Annotated in this window: 20 protein-coding genes; 8 read left to right on the top strand and 12 right to left on the bottom strand. The window is 64.9% G+C overall.

Annotation, left to right across the window (positions count from 1 at the left end; all coding sequences use genetic code 11):
- Nucleotides 1-6: 6 nt before the first annotated feature.
- The 5 genes from AC5Y5Z_RS09960 to AC5Y5Z_RS09940 all read right to left on the bottom strand — a co-directional run bounded on the left by AC5Y5Z_RS09960 (nt 7) and on the right by AC5Y5Z_RS09940 (nt 5244).
- Nucleotides 7-1434, bottom strand: coding sequence for a serine hydrolase domain-containing protein (locus AC5Y5Z_RS09960; protein WP_499924901.1), 1428 nt, complete (start codon nt 1432-1434; stop codon nt 7-9).
- Nucleotides 1435-1456: 22 nt separating this feature from the next.
- Complete coding sequence (locus AC5Y5Z_RS09955) at nt 1457-2287, bottom strand: SDR family NAD(P)-dependent oxidoreductase (protein WP_463827229.1); 831 nt, start codon at nt 2285-2287, stop codon at nt 1457-1459.
- A gap of 10 nt (nt 2288-2297) precedes the next feature.
- Nucleotides 2298-3137, bottom strand: a complete 840-nt coding sequence (locus AC5Y5Z_RS09950; RefSeq protein WP_463827230.1) for a mycofactocin-coupled SDR family oxidoreductase — start codon at nt 3135-3137, stop codon at nt 2298-2300.
- 25 nt (nt 3138-3162) lie between these two features.
- On the bottom strand, nt 3163-4365 hold the full coding sequence (locus AC5Y5Z_RS09945; protein WP_463827231.1) for a cytochrome P450: 1203 nt from the start codon (nt 4363-4365) through the stop codon (nt 3163-3165).
- Nucleotides 4366-4590: 225 nt separating this feature from the next.
- Nucleotides 4591-5244, bottom strand: a complete 654-nt coding sequence (locus tag AC5Y5Z_RS09940; protein ID WP_463827232.1) for a TetR/AcrR family transcriptional regulator — start codon at nt 5242-5244, stop codon at nt 4591-4593.
- A 211-nt stretch (nt 5245-5455) separates the two neighbouring features.
- Between AC5Y5Z_RS09940 and AC5Y5Z_RS09935 the strand changes: the two genes are divergently transcribed.
- Nucleotides 5456-6631 carry an acyl-CoA dehydrogenase family protein gene (locus AC5Y5Z_RS09935; protein ID WP_463827233.1) on the top strand — a complete coding sequence of 392 codons (1176 nt, stop codon included), beginning with the start codon at nt 5456-5458 and terminating at the stop codon, nt 6629-6631.
- Nucleotides 6632-6649: 18 nt separating this feature from the next.
- Here AC5Y5Z_RS09935 and AC5Y5Z_RS09930 read toward each other — a convergent pair whose 3' ends face one another.
- The 7 genes from AC5Y5Z_RS09930 to AC5Y5Z_RS09900 are packed head-to-tail and all read right to left on the bottom strand — an operon-like array spanning nt 6650 to nt 12356.
- A complete protein-coding gene (locus AC5Y5Z_RS09930) occupies nt 6650-7402 on the bottom strand; it encodes an acyl-CoA dehydrogenase family protein (protein ID WP_463827494.1) in 753 nt (250 codons plus the stop codon).
- A 53-nt stretch (nt 7403-7455) separates the two neighbouring features.
- Nucleotides 7456-8559: an acyl-CoA dehydrogenase family protein gene (locus AC5Y5Z_RS09925; protein WP_499924898.1), complete on the bottom strand. Its 1104-nt coding sequence runs from the start codon at nt 8557-8559 to the stop codon at nt 7456-7458.
- Nucleotides 8556-8975 (bottom strand): nuclear transport factor 2 family protein, encoded by a 420-nt coding sequence (locus tag AC5Y5Z_RS09920; RefSeq protein WP_463827235.1) that lies wholly within the window; start codon nt 8973-8975, stop codon nt 8556-8558. The genes AC5Y5Z_RS09925 and AC5Y5Z_RS09920 overlap by 4 nt, the downstream gene beginning before the upstream one ends.
- The gene (locus AC5Y5Z_RS09915) at nt 8959-10215 is read right to left on the bottom strand and encodes a metal-dependent hydrolase family protein (RefSeq protein WP_499924896.1); all 1257 of its coding nucleotides are present in this window, start codon (nt 10213-10215) and stop codon (nt 8959-8961) included. Before AC5Y5Z_RS09915 ends, AC5Y5Z_RS09920 begins: the two co-directional genes overlap by 17 nt.
- A gap of 3 nt (nt 10216-10218) precedes the next feature.
- Nucleotides 10219-10542, bottom strand: coding sequence for a hypothetical protein (locus AC5Y5Z_RS09910; protein WP_463827237.1), 324 nt, complete (start codon nt 10540-10542; stop codon nt 10219-10221).
- Nucleotides 10526-11803 carry an aromatic ring-hydroxylating oxygenase subunit alpha gene (locus AC5Y5Z_RS09905; protein WP_463827238.1) on the bottom strand — a complete coding sequence of 426 codons (1278 nt, stop codon included), beginning with the start codon at nt 11801-11803 and terminating at the stop codon, nt 10526-10528. Before AC5Y5Z_RS09905 ends, AC5Y5Z_RS09910 begins: the two co-directional genes overlap by 17 nt.
- Nucleotides 11804-11813: 10 nt before the next feature.
- A complete protein-coding gene (locus AC5Y5Z_RS09900; protein ID WP_499924895.1) occupies nt 11814-12356 on the bottom strand; it encodes a carboxymuconolactone decarboxylase family protein in 543 nt (180 codons plus the stop codon).
- A 366-nt stretch (nt 12357-12722) separates the two neighbouring features.
- Between AC5Y5Z_RS09900 and AC5Y5Z_RS09895 the strand changes: the two genes are divergently transcribed.
- From AC5Y5Z_RS09895 to AC5Y5Z_RS09865, 7 genes are all read left to right on the top strand, one after another.
- Nucleotides 12723-14021 (top strand): amidohydrolase family protein, encoded by a 1299-nt coding sequence (locus tag AC5Y5Z_RS09895; protein ID WP_463827240.1) that lies wholly within the window; start codon nt 12723-12725, stop codon nt 14019-14021.
- Between the two features lie 100 nt (nt 14022-14121).
- Complete coding sequence (locus AC5Y5Z_RS09890; protein ID WP_463827495.1) at nt 14122-15288, top strand: acyl-CoA dehydrogenase family protein; 1167 nt, start codon at nt 14122-14124, stop codon at nt 15286-15288.
- A 32-nt stretch (nt 15289-15320) separates the two neighbouring features.
- Nucleotides 15321-16466 carry a thiolase family protein gene (locus AC5Y5Z_RS09885; RefSeq protein WP_499919219.1) on the top strand — a complete coding sequence of 382 codons (1146 nt, stop codon included), beginning with the start codon at nt 15321-15323 and terminating at the stop codon, nt 16464-16466.
- Between the two features lie 91 nt (nt 16467-16557).
- Entirely contained in the window at nt 16558-17175 is a 618-nt protein-coding gene (locus AC5Y5Z_RS09880; protein WP_463827242.1) for a TetR/AcrR family transcriptional regulator, read from the top strand.
- A complete protein-coding gene (locus AC5Y5Z_RS09875) occupies nt 17172-17678 on the top strand; it encodes a hypothetical protein (protein ID WP_499919252.1) in 507 nt (168 codons plus the stop codon). The genes AC5Y5Z_RS09880 and AC5Y5Z_RS09875 overlap by 4 nt, the downstream gene beginning before the upstream one ends.
- A 105-nt stretch (nt 17679-17783) precedes the next feature.
- Nucleotides 17784-19058, top strand: a complete 1275-nt coding sequence (locus AC5Y5Z_RS09870; RefSeq protein WP_499924967.1) for a cytochrome P450 — start codon at nt 17784-17786, stop codon at nt 19056-19058.
- Nucleotides 19055-19243 (top strand): ferredoxin, encoded by a 189-nt coding sequence (locus tag AC5Y5Z_RS09865; protein WP_463827243.1) that lies wholly within the window; start codon nt 19055-19057, stop codon nt 19241-19243. The genes AC5Y5Z_RS09870 and AC5Y5Z_RS09865 overlap by 4 nt, the downstream gene beginning before the upstream one ends.
- Nucleotides 19244-19255: the final 12 nt, after the last annotated feature.

Below are 19255 nucleotides of genomic sequence, written 5' to 3'. Positions count from 1 at the left end.
CTCAGCCTAGTGTCGCTGACGCCGGAACAGGCGCCCGTGTTGGCTGCACAACCAGACGATGTCGCCGTCTGGTCCGCGGACGAAGTTGGATCGACTGCCGGTGGGCTGCTGGTCGGGTCCGAGGTCGAGCCCATAGTCCGGCCGGTAGAAAGCGAGTCCCAACTCGACGCTGTGCTGGCCCTCCGGGTCGGCGTCGCCGGCGCCCAAGGTGCCGGCGAGCTTGCCGTCCTGCACCCTTAGGTCGATGACCGTTTGTTCGCGGCTGCCGTCCTGAGAGACCTGCTCGGCGATGTACCGACCCGCGTAGGGTGCCAGGTCGGCTGCGTCCAGGCGGCGCGGTATGGCGGGCAGGTTGGTGACGCCGGCGAATCGGTGCAGTGCCCAGTCGCGGGCGAAGAGGTCGTTGATCAGATGAAATCCGCCATCGGAGTTGGTGAGCACCGTCATGGCGAAGTCGCGATCGGGCACCATGATAAATCCGGAGCGCTGACCCTTCCAGGTGCCGCCGTGCTCGACGATGGTCACACCCTGCGCGGAGGGCCGCAGCATCCAGGTCACGCCCATGCCGGTCAGCTCGACCCAGAGCGTCCCGCCCGCACCGGGATGGGAGCGCATCGCCTCCAGTGATTGTCGGCTCAGGACCCGCTCTCCATTGGGCGCCCGGCCATCGCCGAGGTGGAACTGCGCGTAGCACAGAAGATCTCGCGCGGTGGACATCAACCCCCCGGTCGGGTGACAACTACGTGGGAATGCCCAGAATCCGGTGTCGACAACGGGTTTGCCGTTTATGACACCGTGGGGTGCCGCCACATTCAGACCGATGATCTGGTCGGAGAAGTAGCGGCTGCGGGTCAGCTGCAGAGGTTCGAGCAGCAGTTGCTGCACGGCGGTCTCGTAGTTGGTGCCGGTGACAAGCTCGACGATCCGCCCCGCGACCACTAGTCCTGAGTTGTTGTACGCGAACGCCGTTCCCAACGCAGTCAGCTGAGGTAGCCGTGCCATCGCTCGGACGTAGCGGGCCACCGCGTCCTCACCGCGCCCGAAGTCCTGCCCGTTGCGGCCATCCCATCCTGAGGTGTGATTGAGCAAGTGCCGCACGGTCACCGCGGCGCTCACCGACGGGTCGGCAACCGCAAAGTCGGGGATGTAACGGCGGACCGGCGAATCCAGGTCGACCATGCCCCGTTCGGCCAGCTGCATCACCACCGTTCCGGTGAAAGTCTTCGTAGTAGAGCCGATTCGAAATAGGGTGTCACCGTCCACGGGCAATGGATAGTCGACATTGGTTACCCCGTAACCCTTTACGTATTCCTGGCCGTCCGCCCAGACGGCGACCGCCACGCCCGGAATCGCATAGGCTTTCATGCCCGACTCGATCCTGGCATCGAGTTCGTCGAACGCCGCACCGAGGTCGGTGCCGGTGACTTCCTGCATGGCTGCGACGATTTCGCGCGCGCTAGTGGCGCCAGCCCTCGGCGGCCTGCTCGTCGAAGGTACGGTCAATGCGCTCGAAGCGGCGCCGGATGGAGGCGCGGGCCGCCTCATGCGGGATCACATACAGACGGTTGGCCAGGATCGCATCGGCGGTCAGTCGGGCCAGCTCTGCCACCCCGAGGGTGCCATCCTGCTCGGGCAGCCCGGCCACCGTCCCGTCGGGTGTGGACACCAGACCGTAGTCCGCACCGCGGATGCGTTCGGAGTTGGACGCCAACTTGGTCTCGATCACCATCGGACACAGCACCGACACCCCGATGCCGTTGCCCTTGACCTCACGGGCCAGCGTCTCGGCCAGACCGACCACCCCGTACTTGGCCACCCCGTAGGCGCCGAGCCCCGCATTGGGGACCAACCCGGCGAAGGAGGCGGTGAACGCGATGTGACCGCCGGTGCCCTGCTCCAGCAACCGCGGCAGAAAGGCCTCGACCGCGTGGATCGAACCCCACAGGTCGATGTCGATCACCCAGCGCCAGTCCTCGTGGGTCATCTCGGCGATCGGGCCCGCCACCACGATGCCGGCATTGCTGAACAGCACGTCGACCTGCCCGAGCAGCCGGAAGGACTCCTCGGCGAGGTGCTGCATCTCCTCCAGATGACGGACATCGCACAGCACGCCGTGCGCGTCGACACCGTCGCCGCGCAGTTGATTGACGGCATGTTCCAAACCCGGTCCGTCGACGTCGGCAAGCACCAATCGCGCACCGCGTCGGGCCAACTCGGTGGCGGTGGCCAGCCCTATTCCGCTGGCCCCGCCGGTGATGACCGCCCCGCGCCCGTCGAAACTCTCCATAGGGCGAACCCTATTTGAGGCAGCTCCCCGCGTCGACGGGCAGGGTGACACCAGTGACGTAGCGGGACTCATCCGAAGCGAAGAACAGTACCGCGTTGCTGATGTCCTCCGCGTCCACCCACGGCACGGGCAGCGTGTGGAACATCTGACAGATCGGGGCCATGTCGTCGGGGCCCGGGTTCTCCAAGTCGGGGCGGAACAATTTCCAGGTGCCCTCGTTCATGATCATGCCGGTGCTCACGTGCGTGGGATGTACCGAGTTGACCCGAATCATGTGGTGTCCCAACTCAACTGCGAACGAACGCATAATGCCCACGACACCGTGCTTGGCCGCGACGTAGTTACCGCAGTGCGGATACGCCTTCAACCCGCCGACCGAGCTGGTCAGGATGATCGAGCCACCCTTCTTGCCGGCAATCAGATGCGGCACACCGGCTTTCACCGTTTTCCATACGCCGGACAGGTTCACGTCGATCATTTCCTGCCAGTCGTGTTCGCTGCACTGGTCCAAGGTGTCCCCGCCGTTGCCGATGCCGGCGTTGGCGACGATGATGTCCAACCGGCCCAGCTGCTCGACGCCGGCGTCCACTGCGGCCTTGAGCCCCTCGTAGTCCCGCACGTCGACTTCGGCCGTGAAGATCCGCCGGTTGAGGCCTTTGACCAGATCGGCGGTCTCGGCCAGATCCTCCGGCGTGGCCGCCGGGATCGGGCTGGTCTCCACCACCCGCTTGCAGACGTCGATGGCGATGATGTCGGCGCCCTCCTGCGCCAACCGCACCGCGTGGCTACGGCCCTGACCCAGCGCAGCCCCGGTGACGAAGGCGACCTTGCCCTCTACCCGTCCAGTCATGACTTACCCCTTTTCTGCGTCGTCGTCAGCCGAGCACGGCCGGCATGGATTCCCAACCCCGAACCGTCGACGTCGGGGAAAGCGTGGCTGCGGAGAGATCGACCTCCCAATCCGGGAAGCGCTTCAAGATTTCCTCGAGCGCGATGCGGCCCTCGAGCCGCGCGAGCGCTGAGCCGAGACAGTAATGGGTGCCGACACTGAACGTGAGGTGCTGGCGCGTTTCCCGGCGGATGTCGAAAACGTCTCCGTCGGGCGGGAATTGGCGGTGGTCACGATTTGCCGCGCCGATCAGCATCATCATGACGCTGCCTTCGGGCACCTTCTGGCCGTAGTACTCCACGTCGCGGGTCACATAGCGCGCCACATGCGGCGCCGGCGGTTCGAAGCGCAGCAGCTCCTCGATAGCCGCCGGTATCAACGCCGGATTCTCGACCAGCGCACGCCGTTGTTCCGGATGCTCGGACAACACCTTGCCGGCCCAGCCGATCAACCGGGTGGTGGTCTCGTTGCCGGCACCCGACACCACGGTGATGTAGGTGAGCAGTTCGTCGCGGCGCATCCGGCGCACGGTGCCGGTCTCGTCCTCGAACTCCGCGTTGAGCAGTTCGGTGGTGAGGTCGTCGGAGGGATGCGCGGCACGCCAGTCGATGTACTGACTGAAGAACTCGCCGCTGAGCATGGCTTCGGCAGAGAACTCCATCGGCTTGCCGGCCTCGGTGCGCATCTGTGCGTTGGCGAAGTCGCGGGCGGCTTCCTGTTCTTCTTCCGGAACCCCCAGCAGCATGCCGATCACCCGCATCGGCATCTGCGCGCCCAGGTCGGCGACGAAGTCGAATCGACCCGTACCGACCAGCGGATCCAAACTGCGCGCGCAGAATTCACGGATCTTGGGTTCCAGGGCGTTGATCTTGCGCGGCGTGAACATGCGGGACAACAACTTGCGGTGGATGTCATGGATCGGCGGATCCTCGAAAATGAGGACGCCCGGCGGCATCTCGATGTTGGCGCGGATGAGCTCGAGAATGGCGCCGCGCGCGGAGCTGAAGGTCTGATAGTCGACGATCGCGTCATCGACGTCGGCGAACCGGCTGAGTGCGTAGAAGTCGTGCTGCTCGTTGTAGTAGAGCGGCGCCTCTTCGCGCAGGCGCCGGAACATCGGATAGGGGTCGGCGTTGAGCCCGACGTCGTACGGATCGAAGTAGACATCGTTGGGAGCGCTGACTGTCACAGGTAACTGCCCTCTCGCCGGAACCGCGCCCCGTTGGCCGGGAGAGCGCGATCGTGCCGCCTGGAAAACTCTGTCACCACCCACCAACGAGTGTCAACGCGGAATCCGTTTCGGCTATTTACCGTTCTTACTATCAGAGAACAACATTCTCGTCCATTTAGCAATGTGCGATATTCGCTCATCGGGTAATGGATCAGTGGAAATCGAGGCCGGCGCGGCCGCAGCCTATTTGCCGGCGAATCCGCGTGAGCAGAAGTCCCAGACCTCGTCGGACGTGATCGGGTGCAGCGTCTCTTCGTCGGTCCCGCCACTGGACTGCGCGATGAACATCACGGTCTGCATGGTCATCGCGGCGGCCCGCTTCGGGTTGACGTCCGCGCGCAGCTTGCCGGCTTCCGCCGCTGCCTCAGTGAGTTCAGTGAGCAAAGCCAGCAGGGGTGCGTGCGCAACCTTGACCTCAGTCGGGTGGGTCACCAGCAAACGCGGCGCAAAGTCGGTGAACAGCGGCCGCCGCGCAGTCGGGTCGGGGCGAGAGGCCTCGTAGAGCAGCTCCACGGCGACCTTGAGGCGCTCGAGTGCGTCGGTGTGGCTCTCCGTCGCGGCGCGGATCTGGTCGGCCGAGCGGCTCAGGGCGTCCTCGAACAGGGCCAGCAACAGCTCGTGTTTGCCGTCAAACTGCAGGTAGAAACTTCGCAGCGACTGCCGGGAGCGGTCCACGACCTCCTGGACAGTGAAGTCGGTGCTGCCCTTCTCGATGATGATGGCCTGCGCGGCATCCAGAAAACGCTGGACGCGCTGCGCCGCGCGCAGTTTCGCGGTCTTGATTGAGCGTTCGACGGCGCGCTGCTTCCACGCCGGCTCTTCGCTGGGGTTTGTCACGGGCGGCTCGGGGGATTGCCGCGCAGGGAGAACATGGTTGGACTGTACCGGAGAACGCCGCGCCATCGCTGTGCTCAACCTCCCCACGGACGGTGTCTAGGAGATTGTAACTTCCTCACGACGAGAATACTATTCTCTTTGACACGTGTTTGGGAAGCAGATTCCAGAGAATAGAACGCGCGTGCGGTTCCAGAGAGGTGAGTGAAGCGCGGTGCAGCTGAGTTTCGATGCCGATGTCGAGGCATTCCGAGCCGAATTCATCGCGTTTCTCGAACAGCACCTACCTGAGGAGGCCGACGCGTTCGAGCGGCCGCGGTCGTGTTCGCACCTGCCCGACTGGGCGGTCCGGTGGCAGCGACTGTTGTTCGACCACGGCTGGCTGTTGCCCGGCAACCCGCCGGAATTCGGCGGGCGCAACGCCTCGTTGCTGCAGCAGTACGTGTGCGCCGAGGAATTGGCCCGGCGGCGGATCTACCGCAGTTTCAACCCCCAGGGTGTCGGGATCATTGCTGCGTCGTTGCTGTCGTTCGGCAGCGACGAGCAGAAGCGGCGTTGGGCGGTGCCGATCCTGCGGGCTGAGATCACCGCATCACTCGGCATGAGCGAGCCCGGCGCGGGCTCGGACCTGGCGTCGCTGAAGACCAGAGCGGTGCTCGACGGTGACCACTTCGTGGTGAACGGGCAGAAGGTCTGGACCTCCGGCGCCCATGACGCCGATGTGTTACTGACCTTCGTACGCACCGATCCGGACGCACCAAAGCACAAGGGCGTCAGCGTGTTACTGATCCCGACGGACACCCCGGGAGTGGTGCGCCGGCCGTTCCCGTCGGTGTGCGATCACGACGACATCGAGTTCAACGAGGTGTTCTTCACCGACGCCCGGGTGCCGGCCGAGAATCTGGTGGGCGAACTCAACGGCGGCTGGCGCGTCGCCACCGGCTCACTGGGCCACGAACGGGCGATGCTCTGGATGGACTACGCCAACCTGTTGGACCAGATGACCGTCGACTACACCCCGACCGGGGTGCTGGAACGGGACTGCTACGCGACGCTGGTGATGGATGCCAGGGCGATGCATCTGCTGGGTTCGGCGGCGACTGCCCGGGCGGCGCGCGGCGAGGAGGACGTGCCTGCGCAGTCGGTACTGAAACTGTTGGGTTCAGAAGCCCTGCAACGTGCTTCGGAGGATGCGCTGAACGCTGCCGGCGCCGACGGTCTGGTGCATCCCGCGGTCACCGCGCCGTTTGCGCCGCTGGACCTCGACGCCCACAGCGGAAGCTGGTTCGACCGTTACGCCCGCAGCTTTGCCGGCACCATCGCCGGCGGGACGTCGGAGATTCAGCGCAACATCATCGCCCAGCGGATTCTGGGTCTGCCGCGCAATTAGCTTGCGCCCGTGGGATTGTCACAGCTGCGCCAGGCGCGGCGCCGAGCCTCGTTCGCGCAGGATCGCGCCGGCTTCGCGGGTGAGATCCCGCGAGCTGCCCAGCAATCCGTCGAAGAGCAACGCGCGCTTGATGTGTCGGTGTAATTCGTGCTCAGCGGTGAACCCGATCCCGCCGAGCACCTGCTGACAATGGCGGGCGGCGGTCAACGCCGCCTGGCCGGCAGCGGCTTTGGCCAGCAGACTGGCCAGATCGTCGGGCTGTTCCGTGGCAAGCGTCAAGGTGGCTTCGGCGCCCTCGACGGCGACGAGCGTCTCGGCGAGCCGGTGCCGTATCGCCTGGAAAGAGGCGATGGGACGGCCGAATTGGACGCGGTCCAGCGCATGCCGGCGGGCCAGCGACAGCATCGCCCGCCCGGCGCCGACGAGCCACCAGCCCAGTGCCCGTCGGCCCGCTGCCAGCGCGCCCGCGGACAGCGGATCGCCGGCCGCGGTCCGGTGGATCGGAATCTCGTCGTCCAATGCCGAGCCGGGCTGATCGCCGCGTTCCCAGATCACCCAGGAACCGCCGGAGTACGGCAACGGCACGGTCGCGCCGCCGGTCTGCCCTTCGGCCCGCAGGATGACGTCGTTGAGAACTGCGGCGTGTGCTCCGGTTTCGCCGAGCAATCGGAAGACCAGAGGTATTGCCGCACCAGGGATCTCGTCGAGCATATCGAGCCAGCCCAGGTCAGCCAGTGCGGCGTCGAGACGGGCACCGGAGCATCGGGCCATCGCCGTTTGCAGCGAGTCGGCGATCAGCTGCAGTTCTTCGGGATCGGTCACCGTCACTCCTTGCCGAGATCGAGCAACCGGCGGGCGATGATGTTGCGTTGGATCTCGGCGGTTCCGCCGTAGATGCTGGCTGCGCGCGAGTACAGGTACTCCGGGCGCCAGGGGGTGTCGTCGAGTTCGAGTCGGCCGGGCAGCAGGTCGTGCACGGTATCGTAGAGCTTCTGCTCGGCACCGGCCAGCAGCACCTTGTCGATCGAGGTGTCCGGACCCAGCCGGGCGCCGGCGGCCAGCCGGTGCTGAGTGGCGCGGGACCGGCAGCGCAGTGTGTGCAGCGCGAGATATGCTGCGCCCAAGGCGGACTCGTCGGGTTCGGTCACGTCGGCGATGAGCTGGTCGAAGCGCGAGTACAGATAGGCGATGCGTTGCCAGAAGCACGTCGAGCGCTCATAGGGCAACAAATCCATCGCCAGGCGCCAGCCGTCCCCCGGCTTGCCCAGCATGCGGTTGGACGGGATCACGACGTCGTCGTAATAGACCTCGCAGAACTCGTCGACGCCGTGCATGGTGCGTAGCGGGCGAACGGTGATGCCGGGCGTGTCCATATCGACGAAGAACGCGGTGATCCCGTCATGGCCGGGCGCGGTGCGGGTGAGCACTATGCACCGGGTGGAGTACTGAGCGAAACTGGTCCAGACCTTCTGGCCGTTGACGATCCAATTCTCCCCGTCCTGGACCGCCCGGGTGGACAGTGACGCCAGATCGCTGCCCGATCCCGGCTCGGAGAAACCCTGACACCACTGTTCACGACCGCTGAGCAGTAATGGCACCATTTCCGCGGCGAGTTCGGTTGTCGCGTAATCGATCATCGTGGGTGCGAGCACTTCGAGCATCGAATAGGGGCCGGGTTCGGCCAGCCGCCGTCCCACTACTTCCTCGCCGACCACCGCACGCAGCAGCGCCGGCCCGCCCAGGCCGCCGACCTCGACCGGCCAGCCGTAGCGCATCCAGCCCGCTTCGTAGAGCGCCTCGCTGACCCGCGCGAACTGGCGCATGTGGCCCTGCAGCGAATGATCGGGCCCGGGCGTCAGGTCATGGGCGTCGAGCCACGCGCACAGGTCGGCGCGAAACTGCTCGACGGTGACGGTGCCCGACGTCACGGCGCCGGACGACCCACGGCGTGCGGACGACCGTGGTCGTGCACCCCGCTGCGCCGAATGAACGTCATGGCACGGGTTTTCAGCCGCCACCCGTCGGCGGTGCGCAGGTAGGTGTCACGGTAGTAGCCGATGCGCATGTCGTGGGCGGAGTGTTCGATGAAGCACAGCGGTTGGGTACCGGTGGCCTCGTCGCCGTCGAGGTCCACCAGCGCGGTCCCGGTCATGAACAGGCCCTTGGGCGCGGCGGCCACCAGCTCCGGAAACCGGTCCAGGGTGTAGGTGTCGCCGAACGCGCTGTAGGTGCCGTCGGGAGTGAACACGCCGATCAGCCCGTCGATGTCGCCCTGAGTGATGGTCACCGCGTAGCGGGCGAGCAACTGCTGGATCTCGACCAGATCGTCAGTTCTGGTTGGCATAAACCTTGCCGCCTTTCATCACAAAGCCCACGTTGCGGGTAACGGTGATGTCGTCCAACGGGTTTCCCGGCACCGCGATGACGTCGGCGAGCATACCCTCGGCCAGCCGGCCCAGTTCAGTGGAGTTGATCAGTTCCGCCGCGGTCACCGTGGCCGCCCGCAGCACCGCCACCGGCGGCAAGCCCCACTCCACCAGGGTGACCAGCTCATCGGCGTTGCGGCCGTGCGGTATTGCCGGCGCGTCGGTGCCGACCGCGATCTTCACCCCGGCCTGGTAGGCGGCCAGAATCGAGGTCTTCGCCTTCGGGAACATCTCGGCGGCCTTGTCCTGTAACTCTTTCGGAGCGTGTGAGACGTCCATCGCGTCGGCGAGCCTGCGGGTGGTCACCAGGAACCGATCGTTGTCGACCAGCATCTGAATCGCCTCGTCGTCCATCAGAAAGCCGTGTTCGATGCAGTCGATACCACATGCCACCGCATGCTTGACCGCTTCGGCTCCGTGCGTGTGCGCTGCGACGCGCAACCCCCGCCGGTGCGCCTCGTCGACGATCGCGCGCAGTTCCTCATCCGAATAGTGTTGTGCGCCAGCTTCACCGGTCAACGACATCACGCCACCGGAAACACACACCTTGATCAGCTGGGCGCCGTGTTTGATCTGGTAGCGCACCGCTTTGCGGATCTCGTCGACCCCGTTGGCGATGCCCTCTTCGACGGTGAGCTCGAGTGCGCCCGGCATGAATGCGGCGAACATGGTCGGATCCAGGTGACCGCCGGTGGGGGTGATCGCATGCCCGGCAGGCACAATGCGCGGTCCGTCGATCCAGCCCGCGTCGATCGCCTTGCCCAGCGCGACGTCGAGCAGGTAACCACCGGTCTTGACGAACAGCCCGAGGTTGCGCACGGTGGTGAACCCGGCACGCAGGGTGCGGCGGGCGTTGCCGACCGCGCGCAGCACGCGGGTCGGCGGGTCGTCCTGCACCTGGGACAGTCCCGGCTTCTCGCCGCGCCCGCCCATCAGCAGATTGACCTCCATGTCCATCAATCCGGGCAACAGGATCTGGTCGCCCAGGTCGATGACCTCAGAGTCCGAGCCTGTGACATCGCCGCCGACATCGACGATGCGGTCGCCGTCGATCCGCAGGATGCCGGGCGAGACGATCTCCCCGGCATCGACGTCGAGCAGTCCCGCCGCTTTGAGCGTGAACTGCGATGAGCCGCGTGCGCGAAGAGCGTCAGGCACCGTTCAGATCACCGGTTCCCGAAGCACTTCCACCCATGCTGCGCCGCTGTCGGGGACCCGCGGTTGCTTCCACGCCTCGATCGGGAAGGACACCATGACCAGCGACTGCATGATGTGCATCAGTGTCTTCGCGTCGTCCGGCAGATCGTCGAGCGGGTACTTGTCGCAGTAGGCGATGACGTCTTCCAGGAGCGGGAAGGCGACGTCGTAGAACTGCTGCATCTCGGCCATCGTCGACGCCAGCCGCTTGGCGTAGCGCTCGGGCTCGGTGGCCAGATCCCAGTCCAGATATGGCTCCAGAGCCGCGAATTCAGACGGTAGCGACATTGTTCTGGTACTCCTTCACGAGATTACCGGTCGTCTTGTGCAGATGACGGATCAAGACTTCCTGGTCGCACAGCAGAAACTCGGTGACCGCCCTGGTGCCGATCATGGTCTGGGTCGCCTCCAGTGTGTTGGCGTCCTGTAATGCGTACTCCTTGAACGTCACCGCGGCCAGCTCCTGGGCCAGGCGTTCCCGCGCGTTGCGCGGCGGGACGAAGTACAGTGATGCCTCGAAGATGTGCTTGTCCACCGCAGTTGGCCAGTAGTGGTAGGTCAGATACCAACCCGGCTCCCAGATCAGCAGCATGAAGTTCGGGTAGAACAGCCACGAGTCGATGCCCCACTGCGGCACCCGCTTCACGTTGACTCCCGGCGGCAGCTCGAGATCCTTGATGATCTCCGGCTTGTCCCATGGACCGAACAATCCGCTACGCAGCACCTGGTCCATCGGCTTGACCATGGACATGTCCGGGGGTGGGGCCTGTCCGCCCCAGGTCGACTGCAGGTTGTGCGGGCCGGCCAACTCGTAGTGCAGCGCCTCGTAGCCGAACTTCTGGATCTTGGCGGCTTCCTCTTTGGTGTACTGCCCCTGGTGCAGGATCGGCGCGTGGTAGAACTCGACGAACGCGTCGATGAACAGCTTCCAGTTGCTGCCGACTTCTGCTCGATAGGAATAGGTTTCGGTCATCTCGCCGAAGGGATAGCCTTCGATGCTCTTGGCCAGCGGTCCGAGATAGTCGATCAGCGGCGCCGCATTGTCGTCGAAGTTGATGAAGATGAAGCCTTCCCAGACCTCGCACCGCACCGGCGCCAGGCCGTACTGGCCCTTGTCGAGGTTGAAGAACTCTTCGGGTTGCTGAACGAAGGTCAGGTCCCCGTCCAGGCTGTAGCGCCAGGCGTGGTACTTGCAGGTGAACTGCCGGCAGGTGCCGGAAGTTTCTTCGTTGGGAAAGTCGTTCCACACCAACTTGTTTCCGCGGTGCCGGCAGACGTTGTGGTACGCCTTGACCGAGCCGTCCTTGGTCTTGACGATGATCACCGACGTGCCGGGGCCGGCCGACGGTAGCTCCCGGGTGAAGTAGCTGCCGGTGCGCGGCAGCCGATTGACCCGTCCGACATTGAGCCACTGCTTCTTGAAGACCGCTTCGCGCTCGGCCTCGAAGAACGCCGGGTCGATCGAGTCGGTGTAGTCGACCGGGTCGGTTCCCAGTTCGGGGTAGTTCTCTGTCCAGCTGCCGGCGGCTGGCTTGGGGAAGTGGGCCACTTTTACCTTCCTAGTGATCTTGTTCGAGCTGAACGCCAAAAGTGTTGAGGGCCATGGCCAGCATGATGTAAGAGCCGACCGTGAAGACGTAGTCCATCCGCTGGCGGTCGTCCATCTGCTCGCCGAGCGCGGCCCAGGTGTGGTCGGACAACTGGGACTGTTCGTCGAGCTCGTCGACCCCGACGAGCACCGCGCGTTCGAAATCATCGAAGTCACTGCCGGCCACCTCGGGTGCCTGCGCCGCCTCGACCTCGGCGTCAGTGACGCCTTCTCGTTTGGCCAGGTTGACGTGGTGGGTCCACTCGTAGGCGCAGTTACGGCGATGTGCGACGCGCAGGATCGCCAGTTCGCGGATGCGCGGCGGCAGGGTGGAGGAGAACAACAGGTGGACGTTGAACTTGAGGAACGCTTTGGTCAGGACCGGATGGTTCACCAGTGTCGACAGCACATTGGAGGCATCCCGCGGATTGCGGCGCTCCGGGGGCAGCATGACGGCCAGTGCCCCTTCGACAGCGTCGTCCCACTGGTCGGCTGGCAACGGCGGCAGACGCATCCCGCAGCGATCCTCTCGGTCGTCTTCTCTCTGAGCGAGAATCATATTCTCATTTACAACCAATAGATTTGCACGAATCGCTCGGTTGGTCAATCCTGGCGCGGACGCAATCGTGCTGCTTCGCGCCGGCCGGGCCGGGCCGGTTCCGGCTGTCGGGGTAGCCATGCTGCTGATTTACCTAGCCGCCACCACTGGGACGGGACTGCAGAGCGCCGATGCGCCTATGCTGGATGTTGATTCTCGCTTCGCGAGAAGCTAGTTTTCAAGCTATAGAGAGCTTGGCGCATGTGTGGCTCGTTGATGCCAGCCTGGGGGCCGCGCGTTCGTGTGAGATCCGAGCGAACGATGAGAAGGGTTGAAAGAGCCATGAACAAAGAGGACATGATCCTGATCAGTGTGGACGACCACACCGTCGAGCCGCCTGACATGTTCAAGAACCACCTCTCGAAGAAATACATCGACGACGCGCCGCGCCTGGTGCACAACGCCGACGGTTCGGACATGTGGAAGTTCCGTGACACGGTGATCCCGAACGTGGCCCTCAACGCCGTGGCCGGACGGCCCAAGGAGGAGTACGGCATCGAGCCGACCGGCCTCGACGAGATCCGGCCGGGTTGTTACAACGTCGACGAGCGCATCAAGGACATGAACGCGGGCGGCATCCTGGCCTCCATCTGCTTCCCATCCTTCCCCGGTTTCGCCGGGCGGCTGTTCGCCACCGACGACCACGACTTCTCCATCGCGCTGGTACAGGCCTACAACGATTGGCACATCGACGAGTGGTGTGGTGCCTACCCCGCGCGGTTCATTCCGATGGCGATCCCGGTGATCTGGGATGCCGAGGCGTGTGCCGCTGAGGTGCGCCGCGTCGCCAAGAAAGGCGTGCACGCGCTGACCTTCACCGAGAATCCGGCCGCGATGGGCTATCCCAGCTTCCACAACGAGTACTGGAACCCGCTGTGGGAAGCGTTGTGCGACACCGACACCGTGATGAACGTGCACATCGGGTCGTCGGGCCGGCTGGCCATCACCGCGCCGGATGCCCCGATGGACGTGATGATCACGCTGCAGCCGATGAACATCGTGCAAGCCGCCGCTGACCTGTTGTGGTCGCGCCCGATCAAGGAGTACCCCGACCTCAAGATCGCGCTGTCCGAGGGCGGGACGGGTTGGATTCCGTATTTCCTGGAGCGTGCCGACCGCACCTACGAGATGCACTCCACCTGGACGCACCAGGACTTCAAGGGCAAGCTGCCCAGCGATGTGTTCCGTGACCACTTCCTGACCTGCTTCATCAGCGACAAGGTCGGGGTGGCGCTGCGCAACATGATCGGCATCGACAACATCTGTTGGGAAGCCGACTACCCGCACAGCGACTCGATGTGGCCCGGTGCGCCGGAAGAGTTGTGGGATGTGTTGTCTCTCAACGATGTTCCGGACGACGAGATCAACAAGATGACGCATGAGAACGCCATGCGCTGGTACTCGTTCGACCCGTTCACACACATTTCGCGCGAGCAGGCGACAGTCGGTGCCCTGCGTAAAGCCGCTGAAGGCCACGACGTGTCGATCAAAGCGGCCGGCCACGACAAGGACAGCCGGGGCGGCTCCTCGTTTGCGGATTTCGCGGCGAACGCCAAAGCCCTCACCGGCAACAAGGACTGAGCCCCGGTTTTCCCGCGAGCAGACGCAGAATCGCACTGCGTGAGCAGCGATCGTGCGATTCTGCGTCTGCTCGCGCTGAAAGGAGGTGCCCATGGATGGCATGAATTTCGAGCTCACCGAGGACCAGGAGCTGATCCGGCGGTCGGTCGCGGAACTGGCACGCAAGTTCGACGACCAGTACTGGATGGAAAAAGACCAGGCACACGAGTTTCCGCACGAGTTCTACCGCGCCATAGCCGACGGCGGCTGGCTCGGGATGACGATCCCGACCGAATACGGCGGCCACGGCCTGGGCATCACCGAAGCCACCATCCTGCTCGAAGAAGTCGCCAAGTCCGGCGGTGCGATGAACGCCGCCAGCGCGATCCACCTGTCGATCTTCGGCATGCAACCCGTCGTGGTGCACGGCTCCGAAGAGCAGAAGCAACGCATGTTGCCGGCGGTGGCCACCGGTGAGGTGCACGTCTGCTTCGGGGTGACCGAACCAGGCGCCGGCCTTGACACGTCACGCATCACCACGTTCGCCAAACGCGACGGCGATCGGTACGTGGTCAACGGTCGCAAGGTGTGGATCTCCAAAGCGATGGAATCCGACAAGATTCTGCTGCTGACCCGCACCCAGAGCTATGACGAGGTCATTAAGAAGACCGACGGCATGACGTTGTTCCTGACCGACCTGGATCGCAGCCGCGTCGACGTCCGGCCGATCAAGAAGATGGGCCGCAACGCCGTCAGCTCCAACGAGCTGTTCATCGACAATCTGGAAATTCCCGTCGAGGACCGAATCGGCGAGGAAGGCAACGGTTTTCAGTACATCCTGGACGGACTCAACCCGGAGCGGATGCTGATCGCCGCCGAGGCGCTCGGGATCGGCCGCGTCGCTCTGGAGAAGGCGGTCAAGTACGGCAACGAGCGTGAGGTGTTCGGCCGGCCCATCGGCATGAACCAGGGCCTGCAGTTCCCGTTGGCCGACTCGCTGGCCCGGCTGGACGCCGCCGAGCTGATGCTGCGCAAGGCCACCTGGCTCTATGACAACGGCAAACCCTGTGGGCGCGAAGCCAATACGGCCAAATACCTGTGCGCCGACGCCGGCTTCACCGCCGCCGACCGGGCGCTGCAGACCCACGGTGGCATGGGTTACGCCGAGGAGTACCACGTCACCCGGTACTTCCGCGAGGCGCGACTGATGAAGATCGCGCCGGTCAGCCAGGAGATGATCCTGAACTTCCTCGGTTCCCACGTGCTGAAGCTGCCGCGCAGCTACTAGGCTCGGCCCTCATCGGAAGACGGGAGCCAGGAATGCGCGACACAGTCATCGTCGAGGCAGTGCGCACCGCGGTCGGAAGACGCAACGGCGGATTGTCCGGGATACACGCCGCCGATCTGTCCGCCGTCGTGCTCGACGAACTGCTCGAACGCACCGGCGTCAGTCCCGAGATCGTCGACGACGTGATCTGGGGTTGCGTCTCGCAGGTCGGCGATCAGTCCAGCAACATCGGCCGCTACGCGGTGCTGGCCGCGGGTTGGCCGGAAACCATCCCCGGCACCACGGTCAACCGGGCCTGCGGGTCCAGCCAGCAGGCTCTCGACTTCGCGGTGCAGGCGGTGATGTCCGGGCAACAGGACGTCGTGGTGGCCGGCGGTGTCGAGGTCATGAGTCGCGTTCCGCTCGGCTCGGCCCGCGCCACCGGTATGCCGTACGGCCCCAAAGTTCTTGCGCGCTACGACGATTTCTCTTTCAACCAAGGGTTGTCGGCAGAGCTGATCGCCGAGAAGTGGGGATTTTCCCGCGCCCGGCTGGACGAGTATTCAGCCCTGTCCCACGAGCGTGCCGCCGCCGCGCAGGACGGCAATGCGTTCACCGAACAGATCGTGCCGGTGTTCACCGAGGATTCCGTCGTGCACGAGGACGAGGGCATCCGGCGGGGCACCACGGTGGAGAAACTGGCCGGGTTGAAGCCGGCCTTCACCGAGGACGGGGTGATCCATGCCGGGAACTCCTCGCAGATATCCGACGGCGCGGCCGCGCTGCTGATCACCACCGCCGAACTGGCGCTGGAACTGGGTCTGACGCCGATCGTGCGCTACCGCGCCGGTGCCGTCACGGGAGCCGACCCGGTGCTGATGCTGACCGGACCGATTCCGGCGACGGAGAAGGTGCTGGCCAAGTCCGGCGTTCGACTCGATGAGGTGGGCGTCTTCGAGGTCAACGAGGCCTTCGCGCCGGTGCCGCTGGCCTGGCTGGCCGAGACCGGTGCCGACCCGGCGCTGCTGAATCCGTTGGGTGGTGCGATCGCGCTGGGGCACCCGCTCGGCGCCTCGGGCGCGGTGCTGATGACGCGCATGGTTCATCACATGCGTGACAACGGGATCCGCTTCGGGTTGCAGACCATGTGCGAAGGCGGCGGCACGGCCAACGCGACGCTCGTCGAACTGGTCAACTGAATTCGGCTGGGCCGCGCCTCTTGTCAGCGCAGCCAAACCAACCTACTGTGTGTTCGGTAGGTTTCTGTCCGCAGCCCGGTTGAGGAGACCAGTGCCTGAGGCACGCCCGTATGAAACGCTGCTCGCCAAAGGCGAGGACCGCAAACAGCGGATCCTTGCGGTGGCGCAGCGGCTGTTGTCGCGTAACGGCTGGCGCGCCACGACGCTGGCCCAGATTGCCCGTGAAGCCGGGGTGTCTTCCGCCGGACTACTGCACCACTTCGAATCCAAAGAGCAGTTGCTGCATGCGGTGCTGGACGCACGTGACCTCGACGACGACACCCATTCCGACCGCGGCGGCGATCTGCTCGGCGAGATCGCTCAGGTCGCCGACCGGTTCAACCGGGCGCCCGAACTGTTGGGCACTTTCACCGTGCTCCTGGTGGAGAACATCGACCCCGACGCGCCGTTGCACGACCGTCTGGTCACCCGGCAACGGGACGCCACCGAAATCGTCGCCGCCGCCATCCGGCGAGGTCAGGCGGCTGGTCGCTATCGCGCCGACATAGACCCTGACGTCAAGGCGGTGGAAATCCTCGCCTTCACCCACGGAATGGAAATGACATGGTTGCTGGACCCTTCGATACCGCTGACCGAGGTTTTCAAGGAGTACGCAGAGGCGCTGGCGCGCGACTTTTCCCCGTGCAGGACGACGCCGAACCCGACATGAGGTACCGCCTCGACGTCGTCGCCTCCAGCGTTGCCGACGTGGTGACGTTCGCCGGCGGGTGGCTCTTCGATCGGTCGATGGCGGGCTGGGACGTCACCGTGCTGCTCACCGATCATCCCGACGACCGGCCGCTGCACATACTCGGCGCCAAGACGCTGGACCTGGAATCCGCTCTGACTTCCGTCGGGACGCGACCCCGCCCGCAGGCCCTGGCCGCCGCGGCGGACCTGTTGGGTTCCGACCCGCGAGTACGGACCGGCGTGTTGCAGGCCCTCGACCACGGCGTCACCGAGGTCACGCTGTGGGGCAAGACCTGGCCGGTGGAGCTGGACGACAGTGTCGGGCTGGTCGAGCACCGGCTGAGTATGGCGGCCCAGACCTTCAAGGCGCGGGCACTGGCGGCGGCGGGTCTGGCGGGGGCCACCTTCGGTGTCGCCGAGCGCTTCCGCAGCGGCGTGCTGTCTGCCCCGTCGGTAGCGGCCGACCTGGTGCCCGCCGGCTAGTTCCGCCGGTGGGCGCGCGCATTGACGACGTAGCGGCCCTGTGGAAATGTAATACTCAGATGTGAGAGGCACGTTCTCGTTTACCGAGATCAGATGGAGCAAGAAATGGCGCAGGACGTCACCGAGTTGGATTTCTTCCGCGACAAACAACTCGTTGCGGACCCCTACCCGTATTACGAAGCGCTTCGCCGGCAATGTCCGGTGGCCCGCGAAGACCACCACGGCGTCATGATGGTGACCGGTTGGGAGGAGGCCTGCGCGGTATTGAACGACGCCGACACCTGGTCCTCGTGCAACTCGGTGACGGGTCCCTTTCCCGGCTTCCCGGTCCCCATCGAAGGCGACGACATCACCGATCTGATCGTGCAGCACCGCGACAAGCTGCCGTTCAGCGATCAGCTGCCGACGCTGGATCCCCCCACGCACACCAACCACCGCTCGCTGCTGATGCGGCTGATCACCCCGAAGCGCCTCAAGGAGAACGAGGACGCGATGTGGTCGCTCGCCGACCAGGTTCTCGACGACTTCCTGGCGCCCGGCGAAGGGGACTGGATCAAGGGTTTCGCGGGGCCGTTCACCCTGCTGGTGATCGCCGACCTGCTGGGTGTGCCGATGGAGGACCGCGACAAGTTCATCAAAGGCATCCGGCAGAACTCCGGCGGCGGCATCGGCGGAACGGGCAAAGAAGCGTTGGCCCACAGCCCGCTGGAATTCCTGTACGGTCTGTTCTCCGACTACGTCCGAGACCGCCGGGAGAATCCCCGCGACGACGTATTGACCGGTCTGGCCACCGCCACCTATCCCGACGGGACGACTCCCGAGGTCGAAGACGTGGCGCGCGTCGCCAGCAACGTCTTCTCGGCCGGACAGGAGACCACCGTACGGCTGCTCGGCGCGTCCCTACAGACGCTCGCCGAGCGCCCCGACATCCAGACACAACTGCGCAAGGACCGGAGTCTGATTCCCAACTTCATCGAGGAATCGTTGCGGCACGAGAGTCCGGTCAAAGGCGACTTCCGGCTGAATCGGGTGCCCGCCAGTGTGGGTGGAGTCGACCTGCCCGCCGGTACCACCGTGATGGTGGTGCAGGCCGCCGCGAACCGTGATCCGCGCCGGTTCGACGAGCCTGCCACCTTCGATCCGAGCCGCAAGAACGCCCGTCAGCACATCGCGTTCGGGCGGGGCATCCACAGCTGTCCCGGCGCACCGCTGGCGCGAGCCGAAACCCGGGTGGCGATCGAACGACTCCTCGATCGGACGTCGGAGGTCAGAGTCAGCGAGCGGGTGCACGGCCCGGCCGAGGACCGTCGCTACCAATATGTTCCGACTTTCATTCTGCGCGGGTTGACCGAGCTGCATCTGGAGTTCACGCCGGCATGAAAGTCTGGGTCGACGACGAGTGGTGCCGTGGTCACGGCATGTGTCTGACGCTGTGCTCGGAGGTTTTCAGCATCACCGAAGACGGTTACGCGGTGGCAATAGATTCCGACGTACCAACGGAATTCGAGGCCGCCACCAGGGAAGCCATCGAATGTTGTCCCGAACAGGCGATCAAAGAGCGCTAAGGAGATTCGCGA

It is taken from the genome of Mycobacterium sp. NGS29 (assembly GCF_059812965.1).
The sequence above is the reverse complement of the archived record's forward strand: the minus strand, read 5'-3'. Positions and strand labels throughout refer to the sequence as shown.